The organism is Psychrobacter sp. Arc9, assembly GCF_041431295.1.
GTDB lineage: Bacteria > Pseudomonadota > Gammaproteobacteria > Pseudomonadales > Moraxellaceae > Psychrobacter.
Genome location: NZ_JASMRK010000011.1, coordinates 48,229 through 73,491, shown reverse-complemented (window position 1 = coordinate 73,491; position 25,263 = coordinate 48,229). Strand labels below are relative to the sequence as shown.

The 25,263-nt window shown below is 43.2% G+C and carries 21 protein-coding genes and 1 tRNA gene; 9 read left to right on the top strand and 13 right to left on the bottom strand.

Translation table 11 applies throughout. The annotated features are described in order from the left end of the window. Window positions 1–107 precede the first annotated feature (107 nt). From QO187_RS07955 to gluQRS, 3 genes are all read left to right on the top strand, one after another. On the top strand, window positions 108–947 hold the full coding sequence (locus QO187_RS07955; protein WP_371547934.1) for a metallophosphoesterase: 840 nt from the start codon (window positions 108–110) through the stop codon (window positions 945–947). A gap of 492 nt (window positions 948–1,439) precedes the next feature. After that, a complete protein-coding gene (gene dksA, locus QO187_RS07950; protein WP_057762021.1) occupies window positions 1,440–1,877 on the top strand; it encodes an RNA polymerase-binding protein DksA in 438 nt (145 codons plus the stop codon). A gap of 242 nt (window positions 1,878–2,119) precedes the next feature. Then, window positions 2,120–3,115 carry a tRNA glutamyl-Q(34) synthetase GluQRS gene (gluQRS, locus tag QO187_RS07945; protein ID WP_371547932.1) on the top strand — a complete coding sequence of 332 codons (996 nt, stop codon included), beginning with the start codon at window positions 2,120–2,122 and terminating at the stop codon, window positions 3,113–3,115. Window positions 3,116–3,251: 136 nt separating this feature from the next. Here gluQRS and ftsW read toward each other — a convergent pair whose 3' ends face one another. After that, complete coding sequence (ftsW, locus tag QO187_RS07940; protein WP_185156599.1) at window positions 3,252–4,448, bottom strand: putative lipid II flippase FtsW; 1,197 nt, start codon at window positions 4,446–4,448, stop codon at window positions 3,252–3,254. A gap of 277 nt (window positions 4,449–4,725) precedes the next feature. Further along, the gene (gene murD, locus QO187_RS07935; RefSeq protein ID WP_371547929.1) at window positions 4,726–6,150 is read right to left on the bottom strand and encodes a UDP-N-acetylmuramoyl-L-alanine--D-glutamate ligase; all 1,425 of its coding nucleotides are present in this window, start codon (window positions 6,148–6,150) and stop codon (window positions 4,726–4,728) included. 708 nt (window positions 6,151–6,858) lie between these two features. On the opposite strand from murD, the gene QO187_RS07930 reads away from it, so the two are divergent. The 4 genes from QO187_RS07930 to QO187_RS07915 all read left to right on the top strand — a co-directional run bounded on the left by QO187_RS07930 (window position 6,859) and on the right by QO187_RS07915 (window position 11,575). Next, on the top strand, window positions 6,859–8,358 hold the full coding sequence (locus QO187_RS07930) for a SulP family inorganic anion transporter (protein WP_371547927.1): 1,500 nt from the start codon (window positions 6,859–6,861) through the stop codon (window positions 8,356–8,358). A 174-nt stretch (window positions 8,359–8,532) separates the two neighbouring features. Beyond that, window positions 8,533–9,387, top strand: a complete 855-nt coding sequence (locus QO187_RS07925) for a universal stress protein (RefSeq protein WP_371547925.1) — start codon at window positions 8,533–8,535, stop codon at window positions 9,385–9,387. A 479-nt stretch (window positions 9,388–9,866) separates the two neighbouring features. Further along, complete coding sequence (locus QO187_RS07920) at window positions 9,867–10,205, top strand: P-II family nitrogen regulator (protein ID WP_010197981.1); 339 nt, start codon at window positions 9,867–9,869, stop codon at window positions 10,203–10,205. Between the two features lie 107 nt (window positions 10,206–10,312). After that, on the top strand, window positions 10,313–11,575 hold the full coding sequence (locus QO187_RS07915; protein ID WP_101205964.1) for an ammonium transporter: 1,263 nt from the start codon (window positions 10,313–10,315) through the stop codon (window positions 11,573–11,575). 193 nt (window positions 11,576–11,768) lie between these two features. On the opposite strand, the gene QO187_RS07910 is transcribed toward QO187_RS07915, so the two are convergent. The 4 genes from QO187_RS07910 to QO187_RS07895 form a co-directional block, all read right to left on the bottom strand. Continuing rightward, window positions 11,769–12,152, bottom strand: a complete 384-nt coding sequence (locus QO187_RS07910; protein WP_101205965.1) for a DUF2147 domain-containing protein — start codon at window positions 12,150–12,152, stop codon at window positions 11,769–11,771. 271 nt (window positions 12,153–12,423) lie between these two features. After that, window positions 12,424–12,687: a hypothetical protein gene (locus QO187_RS07905; RefSeq protein WP_102093141.1), complete on the bottom strand. Its 264-nt coding sequence runs from the start codon at window positions 12,685–12,687 to the stop codon at window positions 12,424–12,426. 70 nt (window positions 12,688–12,757) lie between these two features. After that, complete coding sequence (locus tag QO187_RS07900; protein ID WP_228153170.1) at window positions 12,758–13,585, bottom strand: DNA/RNA non-specific endonuclease; 828 nt, start codon at window positions 13,583–13,585, stop codon at window positions 12,758–12,760. A 226-nt stretch (window positions 13,586–13,811) separates the two neighbouring features. After that, entirely contained in the window at window positions 13,812–14,648 is an 837-nt protein-coding gene (locus tag QO187_RS07895) for a DNA/RNA non-specific endonuclease (RefSeq protein ID WP_228153171.1), read from the bottom strand. Window positions 14,649–14,825: 177 nt separating this feature from the next. On the opposite strand from QO187_RS07895, the gene QO187_RS07890 reads away from it, so the two are divergent. Together QO187_RS07890 and QO187_RS07885 are read left to right on the top strand one after the other, a co-directional pair. After that, window positions 14,826–14,916: transfer RNA gene (locus QO187_RS07890), tRNA-Ser, on the top strand. A gap of 494 nt (window positions 14,917–15,410) precedes the next feature. After that, window positions 15,411–16,130, top strand: coding sequence for a hypothetical protein (locus QO187_RS07885; protein ID WP_102094303.1), 720 nt, complete (start codon window positions 15,411–15,413; stop codon window positions 16,128–16,130). A 92-nt stretch (window positions 16,131–16,222) separates the two neighbouring features. On the opposite strand, the gene QO187_RS07880 is transcribed toward QO187_RS07885, so the two are convergent. The 7 genes from QO187_RS07880 to QO187_RS07850 all read right to left on the bottom strand — a co-directional run bounded on the left by QO187_RS07880 (window position 16,223) and on the right by QO187_RS07850 (window position 25,203). After that, entirely contained in the window at window positions 16,223–16,459 is a 237-nt protein-coding gene (locus tag QO187_RS07880; protein ID WP_145990555.1) for a hypothetical protein, read from the bottom strand. Window positions 16,460–17,118: 659 nt separating this feature from the next. Next, the gene (locus QO187_RS07875; RefSeq protein WP_102094305.1) at window positions 17,119–18,066 is read right to left on the bottom strand and encodes a putative RNA methyltransferase; all 948 of its coding nucleotides are present in this window, start codon (window positions 18,064–18,066) and stop codon (window positions 17,119–17,121) included. Between the two features lie 135 nt (window positions 18,067–18,201). Continuing rightward, complete coding sequence (mraY, locus tag QO187_RS07870) at window positions 18,202–19,320, bottom strand: phospho-N-acetylmuramoyl-pentapeptide-transferase (RefSeq protein ID WP_057762045.1); 1,119 nt, start codon at window positions 19,318–19,320, stop codon at window positions 18,202–18,204. Window positions 19,321–19,323: 3 nt separating this feature from the next. After that, window positions 19,324–20,769, bottom strand: a complete 1,446-nt coding sequence (gene murF / locus QO187_RS07865; protein WP_371547921.1) for a UDP-N-acetylmuramoyl-tripeptide--D-alanyl-D-alanine ligase — start codon at window positions 20,767–20,769, stop codon at window positions 19,324–19,326. Between the two features lie 82 nt (window positions 20,770–20,851). Beyond that, entirely contained in the window at window positions 20,852–22,567 is a 1,716-nt protein-coding gene (locus QO187_RS07860; protein ID WP_371547919.1) for a UDP-N-acetylmuramoyl-L-alanyl-D-glutamate--2,6-diaminopimelate ligase, read from the bottom strand. Between the two features lie 66 nt (window positions 22,568–22,633). Beyond that, window positions 22,634–24,724: a peptidoglycan D,D-transpeptidase FtsI family protein gene (locus QO187_RS07855; protein ID WP_371547917.1), complete on the bottom strand. Its 2,091-nt coding sequence runs from the start codon at window positions 24,722–24,724 to the stop codon at window positions 22,634–22,636. Next, a complete protein-coding gene (locus QO187_RS07850) occupies window positions 24,721–25,203 on the bottom strand; it encodes a cell division protein FtsL (protein ID WP_102092109.1) in 483 nt (160 codons plus the stop codon). The genes QO187_RS07855 and QO187_RS07850 overlap by 4 nt, the downstream gene beginning before the upstream one ends. Between the last annotated feature and the right edge of the window lie 60 nt (window positions 25,204–25,263).

Sequence of the window (25,263 nt, the reverse complement as noted above, 5' to 3'; positions counted from 1 at the left end):
ATAGTAGATTGATAATAATTATAAATACCCAGTGAAAAATAGTAGCTCATTTATCCATACTCGCGCTAACAATAATTATTGTTGTGATTCGATAAGGGACTGAACCAATGCCAAACTATCCTGCCAATAAGTTAAGCACCTCCGACCAAACAATAAATATTTTACAAATTACTGATTTGCATTTATCGACGCCTGTCTTTGTTGATGAAAGTAACACCTATAGTGATGACGTAACTTGTCAGCGTAGTTTTGAAGCCGTGCTTCAGCAGGCGCTTAGTGAAGATATTCGCTGTGATTTGATTATTGTGACCGGTGACTTGGTCAATCGAGTAAAGTCTTCAATTTACGATCATATCTTTACTGTATTACAAGCGACTCAGATTCCTTTTGCTTGTATTGCTGGTAATCATGATGTGACGGACGAGAATGGTAAAGACTTGCCGTTTTTTCAGCGAGAGCTTGTCGCTCAGCCTGCTGACTCACGTTTGTTAAGTCGTCATGTCATTGAGACTGAATACTGGCAGCTGTTGTTATTAGACTCCTCCATTTCTGGTAAGGTCGCAGGCGAGATCACGCCTACTGATATCAATTGGCTATGTGAGAGACTCAGCACCTGTGATAAGCCCGCATTAATCGCCCTACACCATCATATTGTTCCAGTTGATTCTGACTGGATTGACACCCATATGGCAGAAAACACTGAGAGCTTTTGGCAGCATATGGCACCATTTGAACAGCTACAAGTGGTGATCAGTGGCCATACTCACCAAGAGCAAGTTCGACTGCGCCAAGACGTCACGGTGTATAGCACGCCATCTACCTGCTATCAGTTCAAACCCTATGAAGATGATTTCTCTTATGATGAGCATGCATTACCAGGATATCGCTGGTTGCAATTAGCCAACAATGGAACAGTTGCAAGCTGGGTTGAAAGACTGGATACTTGATGCCCAGAATTATTGGGAATAGTATAACCATTAGCCCTTTATACTTATAGCTTTCGTCAATAATTCCTAATCAAAAATGCAGTGATGAACAAACAAAATATGCATTCAATATAAAAAATCACTTCATTATTATTACAAACAATGATACAACTTATGAAATAAAGCAAGGGTGGCCCAATATCTAATATGAAGCCACTGCACGATAGCTAGGATGGCCCATTAACCACAAGCTCAGTTTTCACAATCAATGACCTACGGCATGCTTTAGACAGTATTATTCAAACCGAAGTTTGTATAACAACCTATCTAACAATCGGTATATAACTGTCAAGATATAAAGTCTACGATATTATTTGATCAGCTGTGTTACTTGTATTACCAAGTGGTGAAACGTTTGATAAAAGGACAAATTGTAGCGTTTGTAGCATTAATAACGTCTTGTCTTTTGATACGTCGTTTTATTGAATTAATTTGAAAAAGTAGGATACCCATATGAGCACCCTGACCACGAATCCGAGTGAAGTTAAATTTACTCCTTATGTGCCGGCCAAAGACGAAGAGTATATGTCTGATGCGCAGTTGGAGCACTTTAAGGCTATTTTATTGGATTGGAAAAACCAACTGATTGGCGAAGCGGATCGTACCAAAAACTACATCCAAGATGAGTCAAGCGCCATGCCAGACATCAATGACCGTGCCACTCAAGAAGAAGAGTTTGCATTGGCATTACGTACTCGCGACCGTGAGCGCAAACTTATCCGCAAAATCGACAAATCTATGTTAGAAATCGAAAATGATGACTATGGATTTTGTGAGACTTGTGGTGTAGAGATTGGATTACGTCGCCTTGAAGCACGTCCAACCGCAACTCAATGTATCGACTGCAAAACCTTATCTGAAATCAAAGAACGTCAAAACCAAGGCGCTTAGATCAGATATTACAGATATGAATGTAAGCAGAAGCGACCTTATAATAGGTCGCTTTTTGTATTTTAGACTGTCACTATTTTGCTGCGTTACTGACTTTGCTCTGATAAATACAATCGCCTGAATAATGACATTACTAACAAAACAATCTCATTTAATGAATATCTTTTGATACTCATATTTATTATTCTATCTTTATTACCTTTTATAGACAGCCATTTATTTTGAAAACAATGCCTACCGTCATGCCAACTCAAACGCTACCATCACAGCCTATCGGCCGCTTTGCGCCCTCACCAACGGGTGAGTTACATCTTGGCTCTCTAACCACCGCGCTTGCCAGCTTTTGCCATATCAAATCAATCGGTGGTAAGTGGCTGTTACGTATGGAAGATACCGATACTGAACGCTGTGATAGACAGTTCACTGAGCAAATTTTGATGGATCTTGAGGCACTTGGATTACATTGGGATGGTGATGTCATTTATCAGTCTGAGCGCATTGATATCTATAACGATTATCTATCATCATATCTGCGGCCGTTGACCTATGGCTGCCAATGTTCCCGTAAAGACTTAGAGCAGTACTGGGCGCAAGAAGAGATAAGTAGAAACCATAGTAATGCCAGCTTAACCGCGGCGACCGATCAGACATTATTAGACGAACAAGTTTCATCAATTAGCCAATTACAGCCAAATCGGCAGCGCTATCCACGTCGCTGTGTGGCAGCTGACTTTGATAGACAACAGCATAAGCTACGTATTCAGCTACCAGACTATCGGATTGGCTTCAATGATGGTATTCAGGGACTACAATGGGATAATCCGCAGCAGACGTTAGGCGATATGGTCGCTCGTCGTCAGGATAACATGATTAACTATATACTGGCAGCCAGCCTCGATGATGGTCTACAGCAGGTTACTCATATCATGCGTGGCCTTGATATTCTACCTATGACGACGGCGCAAATCGGTATCATGCAAGCCGCGCGCCTACCCACTATTGACCAATGGTATCATCTGCCATTGATTAATAATGCTGATGGCCAAAAGCTCTCTAAGCAAAACCTTGCTCAACCAATCGACACATCAGATTCGAGTCAACTTATTGCTGAAGCTCTATCGCTACTGCAGCAACCAAAGGTCGATATCGATACCCCAGAAAATATGCTTAAACAAGCTATTGCTCAATGGGATAACACCCCACTACAAGGCAAGCAGCAGTTAAATTTGTCTTATTAACAAATAGTTAATACATCAACAGCCGTAAAATAGACAATAAAAAGCGCCACTAAGAGTGACGCTTTTATTGCAATAATGCTAAACACTATTTACCGAAAATCTGAAGCTATGCAGAGACTATTATATATAGAGCCTATTAGTAATAACGGCATTGGCTTTTCTCAATTTCAGGGCTTTCTTTATATATCTTCAATAATAGCGCGACCATAACCAAGCTAATCAACATAGACGATCCGCCATAACTAAAGAACGGCATAGTCAAACCTTTGGTTGGAATGGCGCCCATATTCATCGCAGCGTTAATAATCGTCTGGGCAATAAATACCACACCGATTCCGAAAGCGGTATAGCTCATACGCATTTGACGACGTTTTAGCGCGTTGTAACTGATCCGCATCGCACTACCGATGATCAGTGCTTCCAGTATCAGTACCATGCTGACACCGACGAACCCTAACTCTTCACCCGTAATGGCTAATAGGAAATCCGTATGTGCCTCAGGCAAATGCGACAGTTTCTGTACACTTTCGCCATAGCCGACACCCGTGAATTGCCCACGGCCAAAGGCGATCAAACTACGTGCCAGCTGATAATCAGTATCCTGCACATCGTCAAATGGATCCATAAACGACATCACACGCACCAGTCGGTACTCTGCCGTAGTCACCATCAATACAGCTCCGCCAACAGCAGCAGCACCCAATGCTAAGAAATGCTTGTAAGGTGCCCCAGCAATATAAAAAATCGCGAACAGCGTACCAATAATGACGACAAAAGAACCGAAATCTGGCTGTGACAATAACAGTATCGTTATCAGCGCGACTACCAACATAATTCGTAAGAAACCATCTAGGCCATTACGAACTTCAAAAGATCGGCGTACCACAAAGTCAGATACAAACACAATCATGACCAGTTTGGCTAACTCAGCTACCTGAAAATTAAAGCCGCCTAGTGTGAGCCAGCGTTTGGAGCCATTAATTGGTGTGCTAAACAATGTGGCAACCAGTAATAGCCCTGTGATGCCTAACAAAGCAAACTGGGTCTCGGTCTTATATAGGGTGCGTAAAGACACGCCATAATAAGGAATGACCGCAACGATTAAACCAATCGTCATATACAACAGCTGGTTTTTGAAAAAATACAGCTCGGTCATACCGCGGCTAAGCGCAAAAGGAATAGAAGCAGAAGCAACCATCAGCAAACTAAGCACCATCATACAGCCGACGCTTGATAATAAAATTGCGCGCGCTGATGGCATAGATAGGACACCATCTGAGCCAGAGGTTTGCTTGGTTTGGGGCGAGGAACGAAAAAAAGAAGAGAGCGCCATAATTTTATATACACTAACAAACGAAAAAACACGGCGTCTATGAAACGCCACCGTTTAAAAAATCATAAAGTAAATCGTACTAGATAGATGATAGAAAGCCCTTAACCATCGGCAAACGCCTGAGCTAGCACCTATTTTAGTAATCAGGATTATATGCTTGACAGTAGCAGCAATCTATAAGCAAAACAATCATTTATCCAGAAAATACTGGCTGTTGCTAGAGAATAGACATCTGCTATGCCAACCTATATAGCTGCTTAATATATTCGACTACCTATCAAGCTTCTGATTGTGCGGTGTCTAATTGATTGACCAGTTGGCTAAAGTGTTCACCGCGAGCCGCATAACCACTATATTGGTCAAAGCTAGCACAAGCGGGTGACAGCAATACAGCTTGTACTTGCGATAAACTACTGGTAGTGACTTGTTGAATAGTCGCAAATGCGTTCTCTAGTGTCTGACACTGATGTAGTGCGACATCATCACTCAATTTCGCAGCTCTGAGATGTTGTTCAATCTGCTGACCATCCTCACCAATGAACAAGACTTGGCTCACATATTGATTGATAAAAGGCGTTAATTCACCAAACTGTTGCCCTTTGCCTTGCCCGCCTAGGATCAATAGTAGCTTACCGTCTTTTGGCGCATAGACTGCGCCCAAGCCTTCGATAGCGGCCATGGTCGAACCAATATTGGTGCCTTTAGAATCATTGAAATAATCAATACCAGCAGCATTGGCCACATATTGGCAGCGATGTTCAAGACCTGTGAACTGCTGTAAAGTGGTCAGCATACTCTCTAGCGGCAATCCTGCAAGCTCGCCAAGTGCCAGAGCCGCTTGCGCATTCAGTAGATTATGACGACCTTTAATCAACAGTTTGTCTGCCGACAGTAATCGTTCTGTACCACGAGCAAGATAAGTTTGGCCCTCTGTGTCGGTAATCAGACCATACTGACCTTTATCAGGGGCATGAATACCCGTACTAATTCTCGGTAGGTTGTCTGCGACCAATGGACGAGTGAGCGCATCTTCACGGTTAATCATCACCGACTTGGCACCTTGGAAGATACGATGTTTGGCTTGATGGTAGCCAAGCATATCTCCATGACGATCTAAATGATCAGGCGACATATTGAGCACAGTTGCTACCTTTGCGCCCAAGTTGGTAACGGTTTCTAATTGGAAGCTAGACAACTCAAGTACCGCAAGTTCCATATCAGAATTATCTAACAATGTTAAAGCTGGTACACCGATATTGCCGCCAACACCCACATTAACGCCAGCATCTGCCGCCATTTGACCAACTAACGTAGTGACCGTACTTTTGGCGTTAGAACCTGTAATCGCTACGATGGGTACGGTACACGCTTCACAGAACAGTTGAATATCGCTAACTACAGGAATATTGGCTTGGCGAGCAGCAGCTACTGCGGCAGTTTCAAGAGAAATACCTGGGCTAATAATAATACGAGCCGCTTGCTGCAATAAATCGGCATCTATCGCACCAAACTGGCGAATCTCAACCTCGGCTGGCAACTGATCGGCCAATTTAGGGGTAACTTGAGCATCAGTGACTGCGACTTGATAGCCTTGCTTGGCCAGATAATGCGCGACTGACAATCCAGACTGCCCCAAACCGACCACGACTTGTAGACCACTACCCTTATGAAGTAAGGCTTCTGTTGCTGTGTTAGTGGTCATATCTATTCCTTCTATTAAACGAGAAAAATTGCATCAAATAAGTATGCTGTATAGCGACTCTAAACGACGCCGCTAAGATATGCAGCATCTTAACGCCATCGTTCAGGTTTCGGTACTGATTTTTTATGAGTTTATGCTATTATTCGCCTGTTTTTATATTAAGTGGCTAATGCTATAATAGTCAGCTTGATTAATATTTATCAGTATTTTGCTGAGCACATTGCTCAAGCATTTTAGTTTAGCATGTTGTCACATTTATCGCGCTATTGTCACGCCTCTTCATCAACGATTCTTGTTGTGATAAGGGTGTATCAGACAATTTTGATAATTTGACGAGTGATATATCACCTTCTACTACAGCAAGTGATTGCTGACTCTATATATTATTGTAGGTACATCTATCTAGTCGCCTATTTTAAGCAATCTTTTAAAAAATATTTTTAGGTAATTTACTGCCCTTATCATCGTATTGATTATTGATGAGCGTATTTTTGATACCAAAAAAATCAGTAGATACTTTGATTATTAGTTAGATACCTCGGTTATTAGTTAGATATCTTGGTTATTAGTTTCTCACAATCCAACACAGCAACATGACCTAGTGCATGTTGAAGTAAAAGAAAAATGAATAGCTATTATTAGCGACGCGATCATTTTATAAATGAGTAATGATTACTTTTTTTGCCTCTAACCCTATGTAGTTTACTTATGACATCTTTTATTGATAACTTGCGTGACGAGTGGTTTTCCAATGTTCGCGGTGACGTTTTATCGGGTTTGGTTGTAGCCCTAGCCCTTATTCCAGAAGCCATTGCCTTTTCTATTATCGCTGGTGTCGATCCAAAGGTTGGCTTATATGCCTCATTTTGTATCGCGGTAGTGATCAGTTTTGTCGGTGGTCGTCCGGGTATGATTTCGGCAGCGACTGGCGCTATGGCACTGGTTATGGTCGATTTGGTTGCTGACCATGGTCTGCAATATTTGCTTGCCGCAACTTTGCTTTGTGGTGCCATTCAGGTCGTGATGGGCATTCTAAAGCTTGGTAACCTGATGCGCTTTGTTTCCCGCTCAGTGGTTATCGGTTTCGTCAATGCTTTAGCAATATTGATTTTTGCCGCGCAATTACCAGAACTGAACCCCATGACTGAGCGTGTTGGCATGACTGTTTACATCATGACGGCAGCTGGTTTGGCGATTATTTATCTGTTTCCACTTATCCCTAAAATCGGTCGCATCATTCCTTCACCGCTTATTTGTATTGTAGGTTTGACCGCTGTTGCAATGTATATGAATCTCGATATTCGCAATGTTGGCAGCATGGGTGATTTGCCAGATTCATTACCAGTATTCTTGTTACCTGACATTCCGTTAAACCTAAATACCTTGCTGATTATTGCGCCATACTCTATCGCGCTTGCCATCGTTGGTCTTTTAGAGTCTATGATGACAGCGACAATCGTCGATGAATTGACCGATACCCCAAGTGATAAAAACAAAGAGTGTCGTGGTCAAGGTATGGCTAATGTCGTGTCAGGTTTCTTTGGTGGTATGGCAGGCTGTGCGATGATTGGTCAGTCAATGATCAACGTCAAATCGGGTGGTCGTACGCGTCTATCTACTTTGATGGCAGGTGTTGTGCTTCTAATTATGGTCGTGTTCTTGAGCGAGTGGGTCAGTCAAATTCCAATGGCAGCCTTGGTTGCAGTCATGATTATGGTATCGATTGGTACATTTAACTGGCAGTCTATTCGCGAATTTAAGACACACCCAATGTCATTTAATATCGTTATGCTGGCGACTGTATTGACTACCGTCTTTACTCACAACTTAGCTTACGGTGTCGGCGTAGGTGTCTTACTATCTGCCTTAGCATTTGCTAATAAAATTGGTCAATTCTTAACCATCTTTAGTGAATATGATGACAGCAGCAACACCCGTTATTATTATGTTCAAGGCCAGGTGTTCTTTGCCTCTACCACCCAGTTTTTGCATAGTTTCGATACCAAAGAAGCTGTAGATAGTATTCAGATTGATGTGAGCCAAGCACATTTCTGGGATGTCAGCGCTGTTGATACCTTGGACAAACTAGTGATGCGCTTGCAACGTGAAGGCATTGATGTCAAAGTGGTAGGACTCAACAATGCGAGTCGAACACTGATTGATCGCTTCTCTGTTCATGACCGCCGAGATATTGGCTTGTTAGACTAAGCGAAACTGCTAAGCGAATCTACGTAGTTGTCATGTGGCTGTATTATTAGTCTATGGCTAATGTATCGGATATTAATAGACAGTTATATTGGTAAAAGGGTTGGATGTATTTTTCATACGCCAACTATAAACTGAGATAGCAGATTTTTATTACTAAAATGATGTGGTCGTTTTATGAGTAATTTAAAACCAGATAGTGTGATTGCTTGCTTGGACTGTCCTGATCATGTTCAAGCGGTACTAGAGGCCAGTATGTGGGCTTCTATTCGCCTGCGCGCGCCTGTTGGCTTATTGCACTCGATGCCAAGCTTGCAGCAAAAAGCCGCTATTAATTATTCTGGTTGCCTCAATATTGATGACGAAAATGCTTTGCTCGAACAATTCACATCCAAAGAACATTTGAGCAACTGTGAGCTAAAAGCACAGGGCCGATTGCTATTATCTCAAGCGACCTCGTATTGTGAGCAGCAACGCCATAAGCTAAAGACATATACACTGCATCGTCATGAGAACCTCAACCAAAGCATTGATTACGTCGATGACAAAGCACAAATGATCGTTATAGGTCATCATGTCACCTGCAAATCAACACTGAGCCAACTTATTCGGGTCAGTCACTGCCCCATTTTGGTGACACATGCACCATTTTTGCCCCCTACTACCGCTTTATTTGCGTTTGATAACAGTCCAACGTGCCATAAGCTACTAAATTGGCTGTGTAAAACGCCACTGGTGCGTGCACTAACGGTTCATATTGTGATGGTTGGCAAGGAAACTTCTGATAACTATGATGCGTTGCGTGAAGCCTACGCCAAACTCAAACAGGCGGGTATTAAATCCAAAAAGACATTGCTCGACTGCCGAGATGTTGCAGCAGCTTTGAACTACTATCAAAACCAGCATGATATCGGTTTACTTATGACTGGGGCTTTTGGCCAATCTCGTCTACGCGAATTACTACAAGGTAGTGACACTAAAAAGCTATTGGTCAGTACAAAAACCCCTTATCTGCTATTTCCTAAAGCATAACGACATATATATAAACACGCCCAAACCCTTTATTCACCTAAGCGCAGGGGTCTGACTACTATGTTAGGCTCTGCCGCTTATCTCTATTTTCTCTCTACATTGCCGCCATTCATCTTTGATATGCTTGCATGAAAAGGCCAAGCTAACGACCAAACTCAAGTTAGCAAATCGTCACATGAAATAAAGGGATAGCCTCCCCAAGCACTCAAAAAGTTGGTTATAATAAAGTTTTCGTTAACCAAACGCTAAAGATTGATTCACCTTTATTATGCTTGTAGCGATGGCTCTAATCGTTGCATCGTAGCCCATACTCTATGTTACTACTGTTATTACTTTTTAATGAACAACGCCAATTCTACCTCCCCCCTTGAGTAGGTTGGCACAGTTCTTGAATAACTTACAGTAAGCAAGGCAGAGATATGATGATGCACCATAGTACTTCTATCAATCTGCGGCATCACACAAATAAGGAATTTTTTATGAAGCTAATCACTGCGATCTTAAAACCGTTTAAGCTCGACGACGTGCGTGAAGCGCTTTCCGACATCGGTGTTAAAGGTGTCACTGTCACTGAAGTCAAAGGTTTCGGTCGTCAAAAAGGTCATACAGAGCTCTATCGCGGCGCAGAATACGTGGTGGACTTTTTACCTAAAGTAAAAGTCGAAGTCGCTGTGATCGACGAGATGGTTGAGCCTGCTATCGAGGCAATCACTCGTATCGCTAGCACTGGTAAGATTGGTGATGGCAAGATTTTCGTCACTGCACTTGAGCAAGTTATCCGCATCCGTACGGGTGAAACGGGACCTGACGCTATCTAAATTTGAAGACCTACCTACGGGCATAAACTTATAGGTACAGACTCTTACAGCATTTTTATCTATCGGTAATGCCGATATCTATATTATAAATTCAAGGGGGAATTTAAATGGAAAGTCAAATCTTTGAGCTCCAATATGCGCTCGATACGTTTTACTTTTTGATATGTGGTGCGTTGGTCATGTGGATGGCAGCAGGCTTCACTATGTTAGAGGCCGGACTGGTCCGATCAAAAAATACAGTCGAAATCTTAACTAAAAACGTCGCACTATTTGCAACGGCTAGTATCATGTATATGGTATGCGGCTATGCGATTATGTATGGTGGCGATTTATTCTTAAGCGGAATTGCAGGCGGTGATACGTTAGTAGAAGACGCTCTAGCAGCCTCTGCTGAAAACGGCTTCGGTGGCGACTCTGTCTACTCTGCCGCATCAGACTTTTTCTTCCAAGTGGTCTTTGTAGCGACCTGTATGTCAATCGTATCAGGCGCCGTTGCTGAGCGTATGAAACTGTGGTCATTCTTATTGTTTGCTGTAGTCATGACTGGTGTTATCTACCCACTAGAAGGTAGCTGGACATGGGGCGGCAACGATGTCTTTGGTCTATTTAACCTAGGCGACATGGGCTTCTCTGACTTTGCAGGCTCTGGTATTGTACATATGGCCGGTGCTGCAGCAGCTCTAGCAGGTGTATTGCTCTTAGGCTCACGTAAAGGTAAATATGGCCCTAATGGCGAGATACGTGCTATTCCTGGTGCCAACCTACCATTAGCGGCACTCGGTACACTAATCTTGTGGATGGGTTGGTTCGGTTTCAACGGTGGTTCAGTGCTTAAATTAGGCGACATCGCTAGTGCTAATGCTGTTGCAATGGTATTCTTGAACACTAATGCTGCTGCTGCTGGCGGTGCTGTCGGTGCCTTAATCTTAGCCCGCATCATCTTTGGTAAAGCGGATCTAACCATGCTTCTAAACGGTGTACTAGCAGGTCTAGTTGCCATTACTGCTGAGCCTTCAACTCCTTCTGCATTACAAGCTACTATCTTCGGTGTTATTGCCGGTATCATTGTAGTGTTATCAATCTTAGCCTTAGACAAAATTAAAATTGATGATCCAGTTGGTGCAATCTCAGTTCACGGTGTGGTCGGTCTATTCGGTCTACTAATCGTACCTATTACTAACCCAGCATCTACCTTTATCGGTCAGATTGTGGGTGCTGCAACCATCTTTGCTTGGGTATTCATTGCCAGCCTAGTGGTTTGGTCTATCATCAAGCTAGTTATCGGTCTACGTATCTCTGAAGAAGACGAGTACGAAGGTGCTGATATTGCAGAATGTGGTATGGAAGCTTACCCAGAATTTATAAGATAAGCGCCTTTCAAATAAGCTAAAGATTACTGTTAAATGCGCTGATACTACCTACTGTAGTATCGGTGTTTATAATTTTAGTGTTTAAAGCTCTCCCCTGTTGAAGCCATAAGCTTAAATCTAAAACGTAAAAAATCCCGCGAGACCTTTCGGTAACGCGAGATTTTATGTATTACGCTGAAACTAGTTTTTTAGTTTATTTCTTTTTCCACTCTTGGCTACGAGAGAATGGGCCAATATAGCCTTTTAGCTTTAATGTGTTGCCGCTTAAGCTTGCAGTCATACGATAGTCTTTGCCTTTTTCAGGGTCAGTAATCGTACCACCACTATATTTACCACCACCGTCAGCTTTTAGACCTTTAATAATGGTCGTACCAACGTGCTTTTTGCCTTTAGCTGAGTTAGTAGCAATAAGAGTACCGGTCAACACACCATTTGACTCAGTGATTTTTACCGTACCTTTTGGCTTGCCTTCATCATATGTCTGCCAAGTAGTGTTGGCTAATGGGTCAGCGGCGAATGCCATGCTAGCAATACCAATACCAGCAACTGCTAAAGTGGTCTTTGTAAATAACTTCATAGATTGACTCCCTTCATACAATGATTACTCGAAACGTTATGTTTCTGTTGTCCTATGCTTATCCTTTGCTAGAATCTTTTGTTATGAGTCTTGGGGTATTTACCTAATTACTTGCGTCTTAATTAGATATTACCGCAATGACTCATAAGGTTTGTTCAAAGACCTGAGCGACATAAGCGATGTCTTGATTCATTATAAGCAATTTTTTAAGTTTGCCTAGTAATTTTTTTATACTTTATTATTTCTGGAAAAATAAAACTATATCAAAGACTTACAGGAAAGGGTTGTCGATATCTTTATCTAATTGGTCATCCTTTTCCTTTGACTTAGCATCATTCTTACTATATAGATTTTTATCTGCAAATGCTTGTACGATTTTCTCCGACAGCTCATGTAGCTGTTGGGCTTGCTCGTATCCTAACTCGTCAAAAGTGAGATCAATATCACCATATATAATAATCTTGTCTTTTTGATTTTCAATGACAAGATCACCAATCTGCATGCTTTGATGGTCGTTGGCGAATGGCTCAATCATTTGATTATCCTTATTATCAGTAACATTGTATTTTTTCAGAATGAGGCGGTTTTAGGGTCTTACTTTCAGCTTAAGCCTGTAATTGTGCAATCAACCATTCTAAAATAGCCCAGACAAACAGTATCCACTCAGGCTCTTCTACTGGCACCTCGGGGGTATCTGAGCTCTCACCCGCCTTCAATGGTAAATCAAACGCTTGTGTTTTTGTTTGGATATCTAACATCGGTAAGACATCGATACCCGTTTCAGCAGTTAACTCATCAATGCTAATAACTTCGATACGCTCTGATTCATCATTGGGTGCGTAATACACCCCGGCTTGATTGGTTGCTGGGATATATACCGCTTTGAAGAAATGGCTAGGCACAAGGACACGGTTAGCGAGCTGCTTGGTTTTTTTATCAGTAAATGCCACACCCGTGATGGTATACACCTCACCGTATTGCTGCGTTAAATACCGAGTGGCAGATTCAATATTACGCCAAATGTAGCGATTGTTACGTGGTGACTGCGGAGCAATATTGGCTAAACTAAAGCTATCATACTGCTGGCTGCGATTGGCCATATTGGCATTGGGTGCCAAATGACCTCGATCATAGCCAGAGCCTGAATAATCGGATAATGAGGCTCGTGCTGACTTTGGCAGTTTACTCTCTTCGTGAAAGCTGTCTTCACGATCGATCTGCTTAGCTTGTTGTAGACGTGTGCGATCGAGATGCTCTGCTGACCAAAGCGGTGTACGCGATACCCCCGAGTACATGACCGCAAAGCCATCCATGCATAGCGCTTGTGTGTCTTTTTTTAGCTTGGTATTGGTAAATTCAGGATAAACACCCCCATAAAAAGACTGGCTACACTGGGTCAAATCATCAGCGTGTACTAATGAAGTACTTATCATTATGATAAATATCGTTGTCAATCTTATGTTTTTGATACTATGTACACCCCATGTGAAACTCATAATCTAGCCATATTTTTTTGTACTTTTAACACCTTATCTTAACAGGCACTTAATAGTAAATGAAGTCAACGAAGTTATATGTATGTGAACTACCTATGCAAGTATATCTTTGATCAAATAGTATTTATTAGTCACCAATATAGACACTTAACTAGACATTAAACTAGTTCATTAACCAATCAATAATCGCCCAGAAAAATAACTTCCAAACAGGATCTTCTGCTGGTATATCAATAGGTAAATCAGAGCTTTCACCTGCCTTCAATGGTAAATCAAATGCTTGAGATTTGGACTGACTATCTAGCATAGGTAATACATCGATACCAATCTCAGTGGTCAGCTCATCGATACTGATCACATCGATGCGTTCTGACTCATCATTTGGGGCGTAATACACGCCTGCTTGATTGGTTGCTGGGAGATATACAGCTTTGAAGAAATGGCTAGGTACAAGCACACGATCAGCGAGCTGCTTGGTTTTTTTATCAGTAAATGCTACCCCTGTAATGGTATAGACCTCACCGTATTGCTGAGTCAAATATCGAGTCGCTGATTCGATATTACGCCAAGTATAACGGTTATTACGTGGTGACTGCGGAGCAATATTGGCTAAACTAAAGCTATCATACTGTTGGCTGCGATTGGCCATATTGGCATTGGGTGCTAACAGCCCGCGATCGTAGCCAGTTCCTGAGTAATCATAGAGTGAGGCACGTGCGAAGGCGGGTAGTTTACTCTCTTCATGGAAGCTATCTTCACGATCGATCTGCTTAGCTTGTTGTAGACGTGTGCGATCGAGATACTCTGCTGACCAAAGCGGTGTACGTGATACCCCCGAGTACATAACCGCAAAGCCCTCCATGCATAGCGCTTGTGTCTCTTTTTTTAACTTGGTATTGGTAAATTCAGGATAAACACCCCCATAAAAAGACTGGCTACACTGGGTCAAATCATCAGCGTGTGTCTGGGTGATACCCGTCGCGACAAGCAATACTGCCATCAGCGCACTATTCTTACATCCGTACTTAAGCCTACTAAAACTTATCATTCAACTTTCAACCATTTATACTTGCCGTTACATACTTACTATCCTAGCAGGCGCTTGCCAATAAAGAAAGATAGCGCGCAAGTCGTGACATTCTACATGGTATCCGCTATACTTAGGCGTTCAAAAAATGGTGAAGTGGGTGAGTGGCTGAAACCGCACGCCTGGAAAGTGTGTATACGTTCATAGCGTATCGAGGGTTCGAATCCCTCCTTCACCGCCAATCTTATTCTGCTTAAGCAAAACCTCAGTTTTCCTGTCTTGTTCTACCTTTCTCTAAATATTCTTTATACTTTTTAACAGTAAGACTTTCAGTCTATACTCATCCTCTACTGCTGTCTGAAATATTTCTGTTTAGCCTTAATTTCATATGTCGTATAAGATTTAATAACTATATATCTAATTGAATAACACATTGATTGACCAAACTAAAAAATTCGTACCATGGGCTGAGAGTGACTCATAAAATGAGTAGATACTCTATTACGATTCGTTTTATTAATAGCTTAATTTTATTCCTAGACCCTTATACGAAAAAGGCTTTGAGTTTTTCTGTGGCGCTTAATCTAGCTTTGTATCTATATTTACTATCATTGCTATTCCGTACAAAAATGTAATCACAATAGGGTCTCTGATACTCGGCAGATGCCATTGTCCAAAAATTGGATTATAGTAGATATCGGTAGTATTTATTTAAATAAACTAAAGGATACAACAATGAAAACACTAGGAATGTGTATCGTTGCAGGACTCGGGTTGAGTGCTTGCGCTACTGGCATGGGCGGCATGGCAACAGGTAATACCAATCAAAATAACAACTCTGATAAAGTCGTTACTCAATACCCAATTGAGACTGCCCTACTCAATATCTACGCTAAACAACGTAGTGAAAAACTGGTCGCTACTGTCGGCGGACAAAGCGTAGCCGCAGATATTCAAATCACCCCTAAAGGTAGCATGCGTTTTAATAATAAAATGGTACAAGGCGCAGAAGTCAGCACAATCAACACAGTGAATCAGCAGATCACGGATCAGTCAGTCGCTATCAATTACTTTACGCTAAATCCATTGGTGTTCCATGGTTTTACGGATAGTACGGGTGAGTATTCAATCGCCAACCAAACGACGAGTATACCTAAGATATCTACGGTGGGCGACTCAAGTCAACTCATCACTGAAAACGTATATGCTGACAGCAGTATGCGTCAGAAAACCGCCACCTATAAGCAGGACTGGTCGCTCACACAAGATACAAATAATACGGCGTGGCTCTGTATAAAAACCTCAGGTAATCTACTTTTAACTTCTGATGCTGCAGGTACGTCCTCAGAGTGCTATAAAATCAATGCCAAAGGCGATGTTTTGAGTAGCAAAGTCACACTCACTCAGCCTAATAAAAGCGGTACATCCAAATCAATGACATTTATCAGTCAGTAGCATTTACTCAATTAGTAACGATCAATAGTGTCATATAAACAAAAAAATAGCGCCTAATTAAGGCGCTATTTTTGGATGGTAGGATCATATTTCTACGAGCGACGGTCATGGTTGTTTTTATCGTGGCTGTTTTTAGCATGGACATTTTTGGCTGTTGCTTTGTGTTTAGCAGCCACTACATTCGCTTTGTGATGTGACTTTGCTGCCTTAGCTTTGGCATGCTTATAGTTATTACTCTCTTTATTGCTGCTGTGTTTTTGTTGCTGTACTTGAGCTGAATGATGCTTATCAAAATTAGGCGCGGCATTGGCCTGACCAACCATCGACAAACAAGCAGTAACGGCTAGAATCGAGCTAACTAGGGCGTGTCTTCAATTCACTCGATAGTTATCTAAATGGGCTAAAAATAGCTAAATTTTGCCAAACATCGTCAAATCGCTAGTTAATATCCCGATATTATCTGCACCATTTTCCTCGCTTGACGGCAATTTATCTCATTTTTATCACCATTTTTGAAATGAAGACACGCCCTAGTATCTTTTTCATAATTTTATTCCTTTGAATTCATATTTAGAGTAGTTATAGATAATTCACTTAGTGTTAAATGAACTATCGTGATAAAGCTTTACTCTATCGACAAAGAGAATGATAAATGATTCTAGTATTAAGTAGATTTATGAAACTTGAAGAAAGGTTGCGATTGTTACGAGGGCATGCGCAATCAAAGGCATGTTAGGTATTGGCGTAATGTTTGGTTAAGTGACAGCGTATTTACGCTTTATCGGTAAGCATCGTAAACAGGATATTTATAAAAACGCGAACGACTAGCTGATTGATAAAGAATGCAAATACGGAAACGGTTAGCTAAATTTCCTGATATCAATATTTCTGGTATTCGAAAAACCTAACTCATTAGAAGTTTCTGGTTAATGTTTAACACGAGCATAGCAATACCCCATACTGCTATGCTCTAAATGTGCTAAATGTGCTAAACAGACGTTTTCTGCAAAATATAAACCACAAACTTTGCCTCTGTGCTAAATGCTTCTTTCTCTACTGCTGCCAGTAGTGCTTGTCTTTTCTCACTGCGGGCACGGTACGCATAAGGTGTCATCGTCATCAAATCAGCCAAATCCTCTGCGGATAACGTCAGCTCTGTACTGACACGGCAGGTCTCAACCAACGTAAAATATGGTGCCAATTCTTGTAAGAATTTATCAGAATCATGCTCACGCACATCATCAAATAACGCATCACGCATCGTTGCCAAATGCCCGACATCAGGCTTGGCAATGATCAGATAGCCACCATCCATCAATACATTATCAAACGCCTCGGGCAAAATAGGGCTAAAAATACTGCTAATGCCCGTCATACTGTGCGGGCGTAATGGTAAATGTGCAGCACTGGTCACTAATGGATAGACTGCTGTCGTTTTGGCAGTATCTTCTTGGCGCGGCTGATACCAGAGACGACCTATCGCTTTGCTTACTTTAGCCAACTCAACCACTGCAGGCTTACTGATGTCAGCGGCTATCAGCGTATCTATAACATCCGAGCCCATTTGCGCCATTGCCTGCGTGTAGTAGCCTTCTCCGCAGCCAATATCAAGCCAACTGACTGGCTTGCTATCTTGCTTGTTTATGAACTCATCGTTAGACAGTAACTCTGCCATTTTTTGACTAATTAAGTTTTGAAGCGGTGCATAGTGCCCATGATTCAAAAATCGTTTACGCGCAGTGATAGATTCTTGGCTATCTCCGGGGGCTTTGGACTTTTTCTGTTGTACTGGCAGCAGGTTGACATAGCCTTGACGCGCAACATCAAAGGGATGTGAAGTCTGTTTAGAGTGCAAACTACCATCACAGCGCCAAGTATCTGCAGCAGGCTGTAGCGGTGACTGACAAAGTGGACAAATAAATAACGACACGGGCATCTCAAAGTGATAGCAATATGCTTCGCATTTTAACAAAATTCATGGGTCCTGAGCGACAAAAAGCCGCCTCAATCACGATTGAAACGGCTTTTTGGAGTTTTGCAAATATCTATATAGATATTTGGCGGTTATAGCTTAACGCAGTTTTAGCGTCATTAGCCCAAGGATGACAAGAATAATGGCAATAATCCAAAATCTAGCTACCACTTGCGTTTCTTTCCAGCCAATTTCCTCAAAATGATGATGCAGCGGTGCCATACGGAAGACGCGTTTTTTGCGCAGTTTGTACGAGCCAACTTGCAACATCACTGATAGCGCTTCTGCGACAAACAAACCACCCATAATCGCAAAGGCAATCTCTTGACGGGTCATCACGGCAATAGTACCTAGCATCGCGCCCAGTGCTAGCGCGCCAACATCACCCATAAATACTTGTGCTGGATGCGCGTTGAACCATAGGAAACCAAGGCCTGCTCCCACCATTGAGCCACAGACGATGATGACTTCGGAGTTATAAGGAATATAAGGCACATGCAAGTAATCAGCAAAGCGTACATCACCTGATACATAAGCCATCGCACCCAAACCTGCAGCGACGAGAACGACTGGCAAAATCGCCAAACCATCCAAACCATCGGTTAGATTGACTGCGTTAGAAGCGCCATTAATCACAAAGTAGGTAAAGATGATGAAGCCAATACCAAATGGCACCGCTGAAAATGGAATCATCCAGTCTTTGAATACTGGCAATAGCAGATCCTGCATCTCACGCGTGGTGTTGATATCGGGTTGTAGCGTGGCGATATAGTACAAAGAAACACCGACAAATAACGCACCCATGGACAGCCAAAAATACTTTTTGCGAGCTATTAAGCCTTTTGGATCTTTATACTTAATTTTCAGCCAATCATCAGCCCAACCTACGGCGCCGAAGATAACCATAACCACGAGCAAAATCCAAACATAAGGATTGTTTAGTCGTGCCCACAGCAGCGTCGATATGCCAATCGCGCTTAGGATCAATACCCCGCCCATAGTTGGTGTACCAGTCTTTGCCAAATGCGACTGAGGCCCATCATTACGAATGGCCTGACCGTATTTGAGCGATCGCAAGTGCCGAATGACACGACCACCAAACATCATGCTAAACATAAGGGCGGTAACAACGGCAAGCAATGCTCGCAGTGTCAACGAAGAAACCGCAGAAAACGGCGTATAATACTGGCCAAGCCAGCCGAACAACCAAACTAACACCGCCTACTCCTCTACTAGCGCATGAATAAGTGTTTCCATTCCCATGGAACGAGAGCCTTTGAACAACACAGTACAAGGCTTAGCTTGTTGCGCTTGCAAATACGGCTGTAAATACTGTAATAAACTGTCTTTGTCAGCAAAGGCATGAGCACTGATATCAGACACCTCTTGCGCACCCGCAACAGTATAAGGGGCATATTCGCCAACACAAAGCAGCACATTGATACCTGTGGTTGCGATAGTACGGCCCAAGCTTTGGTGCTCACTGATAGCCGCATCTCCTAGCTCACCAATGTCGCCCAGCACCATAACTTGCGTGCCTGTTTGCGCAGCCAGTACTTTGGCGGCAGCACGTACCGAATGAGGGTTGGCATTATAAGTATCATCAATGAGACGATGCATACCAAGTATCTGGCTATTTAGACGACCTTTAGCAGGACGCGCATTTTCAAGCCCAATGACGATATCACTCACTTCAATATTTAGCGCATGCGCGCAGGCAGCAGCAGCCAAGGCATTATTGACATTGTGTTCACCTGCCAATGGCAAGTTGATATCATGGACTTGGTTACCGATATGTAGCTTAAATTCGCTACGTTCAGGCTCTACGTCTAGATGGCTTGCACTCACATCCGTATTACCAAAGCCAATCACATGTGAGGTATGCTTTTCAGCGATACGGCGTAGCTGATTGGTAAAATCATCCTTATCAGGAACGATTGCAAACTGCGCGTCCGTCAAAGTATGGTAAATCTCAGCCTTGGTTTGGCAAATACCTTCACGGCTACCAAATTCACCCAAATGCGCTGTACCGATGTTTAAGATACAGGCCACGTCAGGCTGAACGATTTCAGTCGTATAAGCAATCTCGCCAATATGGTTTGCACCCAACTCTAAAATAGCATAGCGATGATGATCTGATAGCTCAAGCAGCATCATTGGTACACCCAAATCGTTATTGAGGTTACCACGAGTGATTAAGGTCGGTGCCAATCTACCAAAAATACTGCCTAGCATTTCTTTGCAAGTGGTCTTGCCGCTAGAACCCGTAATAGCAATCACGGTTAAATCTGTATGCTGCTGACGACGATACGCTGCCAATTGACCTAGCGCCAAACGGGTATCGCTGACCACCAATTGCGGAATAGCATTTGGGCCGGAAAACGAAATAGGACGCGAGACGACAGCGGCAACTGCGCCTTTTGATATTGCTGTCTCGATATAATCGTGACCATCAAAATTATCGCCGCTTAGCGCCAAAAATATATCACCTGGCTTTATCGTGCGGGTATCGGTGGCTATACGTTTACTGGACAAGGCCGTCTGTTCTGCATGGCCTTGTGGTAGTTGCCACTGCCCATCGAGCGACGTGGTCGCTGCGAGCAGATTGTCCATTTGCCAGACATAGAGCCCTTGCGACTGGGCAGTATTATCGGTGTCGGCTGTCATAATGATTACCTTATATGATGACTACTTAATTTTTATATTTAATGATCAATTTTTACTAATACATGTACCGAGGGCCAATCAACTACACACGTCCAGCTTGACTCAATGCCTGCTGCAAAATAACACTGTCATCGAAATCATAACGAACGTTATTAATCTCTTGATAGGTTTCATGACCTTTGCCTGCGATGACCACGATATCATCCACACCTGAGTGACTAACTGCATATTCAACGGCTTTTTGGCGGGCAGGCTCGATATGGGTTCGTTGATATTGCTCAGCGGTCATACCAGCCTGCATATCTTGCAAAATTACATTTGGGTCTTCGGTACGTGGATTATCCGCAGTCAAAACAACTTGATCAGCACCTGCCAGACCTGCTTGCGCCATCAACGGTCGCTTGCCTGCATCACGATCTCCACCGCAACCAAATACTGCCCATAGCTGACCTTTACAGTGGGTTTTTAAACTTGCCAGCACTTGGCTTAGCGCATCTGGAGTATGCGCATAATCAACGATAAAGCAGCCATCATTTGACGGTACGCGCTGCATACGCCCAACCGCACCTTGCAACTGTGCAACAGCAGGCGCAATACGCTCAATATTCATAGCCAAGTCAACATCGAGTGCTACGACAGCTGCTATCGCTGCGAGCAAATTGGCAACATTAAAACGGCCCAATAATGGACTGGCAATCTCTATGTTGTCAGCTTTGTCATCACCAAAATCAGTACGCAGATTTATTTTGACGCCTTGTAGACTGGGCGTGATATCAGCGGCAACAAAAGTAGCAGTTTTTGATGAATCTAAACTGTATGTCCATACCGTCAAACCGCTGGCGTTTGCCGTATCTAACATAACCTGAGCGTGCTCATCATCGATGTTGATAATGGCATGGGTCAAATCTGGGAAATGGACTTTATCAAACAGCTTAGCTTTGGCAGCAGCATATTCTGCCATATCAGCATGATAGTCTAAATGGTCACGACTCAAATTGGTATAAATCGCTACAGTGACTGGCATCCCTTGTAGACGTTGCTGATCCAACCCATGAGAGCTGGCCTCTAATGCCAATATTTCTGCTTGCTCTGTTCCCATTTGATATAGGAATTGCTGGACAGCTAACGCATCGCCCGTGGTATGACTTGCTTGTACTAGAGCGCCAAGTCGACCATTACCTGCCGTACCCATCACTGCGCTACTCTGACCCATCAACTGGGTAAGCTGTGCCACTAATTGACTGATGGTTGTTTTACCATTCGTACCAGTCACCGCAACCACGGTCGGTAGAGTCACTGGCTGCTGATATTGCAGGCGTGCTTGAACTAAGCTACCCAAAAAGTCGCGGATATTAGAAACGTATAAGACAGGGCATGGCAATGCTACTAGTTGCTGCTGTGCATTAGCAATACTATCTGTCTGCGGTTCATTAGTGGTATTTGAGGAATTATCTGCTTCGCTAAGCAAAACAATAGGGTCAATTTCTGAGAGAATAAACGCGGCTTGCTCAGCGGCTTGTAGTAGATAATCGCGACTTTTTTGAGGGTTGGCTGTTTGACTTTTTAAAAGGATAAATACGTCGTTCGCTTCCAGTTGACGACTGTCTAAGCGAAACTGCTGAAATGGGATATGGGCAGTAGATTGAGCTTGTTCTGACTCTGCCTGCTTGAATACTTTCTGAATCGATGTTTCTATCATCGCTGTAAGTTGCTCAGCCAGTTTTTGCTGCTGGCTTTTATTGGCATCTATAAGCTGTTGTAAAGTAACAGTAGCGCTATCTAGCGATGATATAGTCATAGATAAATCCTAAACAGTTAAAACGTGTCAGCTCAGTAGAACTGGACATTTAAAATAATTGAACGCTTACTGCGCTTCCGTTTTTAGTGGCTTATCCAAAGGCACATTATACAATCGTAATGCTTCTTTCATCACATTATGGAAGACAGGGGCGACCGTTAGACCAGCATAAATCTGACCGCGCGGGTCTTCGATAAGCATTACGCCTACCAGCTTTGGATTGGATGCAGGTGCCATGCCAGCAAAGACGTTACGATACTGATCCGTATAATAACCACCATCTGGATTGATGCGGCGTGACGTACCTGTCTTACCTGCCACGCGATATCCGTCAATGGCAGCAGCTTTTGCCGTACCACCAGGTTCAGTCACGCTCTCAAGCATCTGTACAATCGACATTGCCTGCTCATGCGCCATAATACGTTTGCTTGGCTGTGATTTGTCATCTTTAATTAAAGTTAATGGATGCATGACCCCACCTGCTGCTAGGGCTGAATACGCCTGTGCAACCTGTGCCAATGTCACTTGTAGACCATAACCATAACTGACCGTCGCGCGGCGCGAGGTTTCTTTTTCTTTTGGCGTGACGATCAAACCGCTGCCCTCACCTGGGAACTGCAAAGGTGTTTTTGAGCCAAAGCCAAACTGTCGTTGCATATTACTAATAGCATCGGCTGGCAGTGATAGCGCAATCTTGGTCGAAGCAACGTTACTAGATTTCTGTAGTAGCGTGGCCATGTTAACCATGCCCAAATTATTATGATCTCGAATGGTATAGCCACGTACGCGAATCGAACCGGGATTGGTATCAATCAAGGTCGTTGGCGTATATTTACCCGAGTCTAGCGCTGCCGCCACGGTAAACGGTTTCATCACCGAACCTGGTTCAAACACATCTAACAGTGCGCGGTTACGCTGATTTTCACCCGTCATCTCGTTAAGGTTATTCGAGTTAAACGACGGCCATGTTGATAGTGCTAATACTTCACCAGTTTGTACGTCAACGATCATACCCGTGGACCAACGTGCTTTTTGCAAACGCCCAGCTTTTTCTAGCTCTTTATACAGCAAATACTGTAAGCGCGAATCAATCGTCAATGCCACATCTTTGCCGGGTACTTCTGGCTCGATTTGCTTAATTTCTTTTAGGCTGTTTTGTTTGGCGTCTTTTAGAACTAAAACTTTTCCGTCATCACCTGCCAGTTCTTTTTCGTACTGACGCTCAATACCAGCACGGCCTTCGTAGCCGCCTTCGGGATCCTTGGCGTTTTGACCCATAAAACCTAGCAGCTGGGCATTGGACTGTGGCTGTGGATAATAACGCTGAAAGAAATTCTTTTCGTAGACGCCTGGGAAATCAAGTGAGCTGACGCTTTGGGCAATCTCAGGTGTGACCTTATTAAGTAGTGGCAAATAGTGTGAGCCCGCACCAGATGGTAAAGCAGCTTTTACGGCTTTCTCATCGGTCACATCGATACTGTCATCAATAGCAGTGACTTTTTTCAACTCATCGACCGAGATATTGGCAGCAGCGGCTAACTTTGTCAGATCCATATTATCTAGACGCTTTTGCATACGCGCCTGTAATTGTGGACTGCTAGGATTGGTAATGATAATGCGCTTTAGCTCGTAATATTCACGCGAATAATCATGCGGACTGAATGAAACCGTCGCGAGCGGTGCACTGACCGCAAGCGGTAGATTATTGCGATCGGTAATCATACCGCGATAAGACTTTTGGGTACGCTCACTGGTAATGAGCTCATTACCTTTGTCTTGATAAAACTGTGCGTTGGTAACCTGAATATAATAGGCGCGGCTAATCAGTAGCGCTAATATGACCAGCGCTAGACCCCAGACCATACGAAAACGGTTTTTGTCTTGTTCGAAACCACCGAGAGCAGAAGCACCTGACGCTTTGCTCGAAAAAACCATTTTGCTTTTGCGGTTTTTTACACTGGTATAAGCGCCTTGAGTGTCGCTTTTTTTGATGCGTCCAAACAATTTTGCCTTACGATTGCTTGCAGCTTTATCGGGCTTGCTGCTCGTCTGACCAGATTTAGCCGCACTGGCTCGGCGGAGAGGTTTGGTTACCTTGCCGCTGGCTGGTTTTTTGCTGGTGTTTTTTGCGGTGGATTTAGGCTTTTTCTCACTCATTGTCCTGCCTCCGTCGCTGGTTCTTCAGGAGAAATATCGGTAGAGACACGTGGCCCGATGACGTCAGATGCATCCTCATCTGAGTCTTCTGTAACCACTGGCACCAATGCAGTTGCGACGCCAGGTTGGATAATCAGCTTATCCTTTAATGTTGGCGAATACATACCCAATTCAGCAACCGCTCGACTGGCAATCTGCGGCGTGGCGCTAAAGGTTTGTTGCTCAATTAATAGACGCTGATGCTCTACTTGTAGCTTACGTTCTTGTTTTTTCATGTCTTGCAAAGTTTTGTAGTCCTGATGATATTGCTGAACTTCTTCGGCAGTTTTGATACCACTCCATACAATCGTGGCTGCCAATAGCAATAGCACGACCACATAAATGCTCACCACATTAAACCGGCGCACGAACAGCTCGCCGACATCGGTATTATAAGGTGTAGCAGTGCGGCGATTCGCAGGTTTGTCAGATATTGCCATGACGATCTCAAAAAGGTGAACGTAAACGATAGAGTAGATAACGGATTGCGAAAGATGAAC

Bases quoted from the DNA above. Each gene is read 5' to 3' on its own strand.
- gluQRS (WP_371547932.1), top strand. From the start codon at position 2,120: ATGCCAACTCAAACGCTACCATCACAGCCTATCGGCCGCTTTGCGCCC.
- QO187_RS07905 (WP_102093141.1), bottom strand. From the start codon at position 12,687: ATGATTGAGCCATTCGCCAACGACCATCAAAGCATGCAGATTGGTGAT.
- dksA (WP_057762021.1), top strand. From the start codon at position 1,440: ATGAGCACCCTGACCACGAATCCGAGTGAAGTTAAATTTACTCCTTAT.
- QO187_RS07930 (WP_371547927.1), top strand. From the start codon at position 6,859: ATGACATCTTTTATTGATAACTTGCGTGACGAGTGGTTTTCCAATGTT.
- QO187_RS07850 (WP_102092109.1), bottom strand. From the start codon at position 25,203: ATGGCAATATCTGACAAACCTGCGAATCGCCGCACTGCTACACCTTAT.
- QO187_RS07920 (WP_010197981.1), top strand. From the start codon at position 9,867: ATGAAGCTAATCACTGCGATCTTAAAACCGTTTAAGCTCGACGACGTG.
- QO187_RS07900 (WP_228153170.1), bottom strand. From the start codon at position 13,585: ATGATAAGTACTTCATTAGTACACGCTGATGATTTGACCCAGTGTAGC.
- QO187_RS07910 (WP_101205965.1), bottom strand. From the start codon at position 12,152: ATGAAGTTATTTACAAAGACCACTTTAGCAGTTGCTGGTATTGGTATT.
- ftsW (WP_185156599.1), bottom strand. From the start codon at position 4,448: ATGGCGCTCTCTTCTTTTTTTCGTTCCTCGCCCCAAACCAAGCAAACC.
- murD (WP_371547929.1), bottom strand. From the start codon at position 6,150: ATGACCACTAACACAGCAACAGAAGCCTTACTTCATAAGGGTAGTGGT.
- QO187_RS07895 (WP_228153171.1), bottom strand. From the start codon at position 14,648: ATGGCAGTATTGCTTGTCGCGACGGGTATCACCCAGACACACGCTGAT.
- QO187_RS07925 (WP_371547925.1), top strand. From the start codon at position 8,533: ATGAGTAATTTAAAACCAGATAGTGTGATTGCTTGCTTGGACTGTCCT.
- QO187_RS07955 (WP_371547934.1), top strand. From the start codon at position 108: ATGCCAAACTATCCTGCCAATAAGTTAAGCACCTCCGACCAAACAATA.
- QO187_RS07860 (WP_371547919.1), bottom strand. From the start codon at position 22,567: ATGACTATATCATCGCTAGATAGCGCTACTGTTACTTTACAACAGCTT.
- QO187_RS07855 (WP_371547917.1), bottom strand. From the start codon at position 24,724: ATGAGTGAGAAAAAGCCTAAATCCACCGCAAAAAACACCAGCAAAAAA.
- QO187_RS07915 (WP_101205964.1), top strand. From the start codon at position 10,313: ATGGAAAGTCAAATCTTTGAGCTCCAATATGCGCTCGATACGTTTTAC.
- murF (WP_371547921.1), bottom strand. From the start codon at position 20,769: ATGACAGCCGACACCGATAATACTGCCCAGTCGCAAGGGCTCTATGTC.
- QO187_RS07885 (WP_102094303.1), top strand. From the start codon at position 15,411: ATGAAAACACTAGGAATGTGTATCGTTGCAGGACTCGGGTTGAGTGCT.
- QO187_RS07875 (WP_102094305.1), bottom strand. From the start codon at position 18,066: ATGCCCGTGTCGTTATTTATTTGTCCACTTTGTCAGTCACCGCTACAG.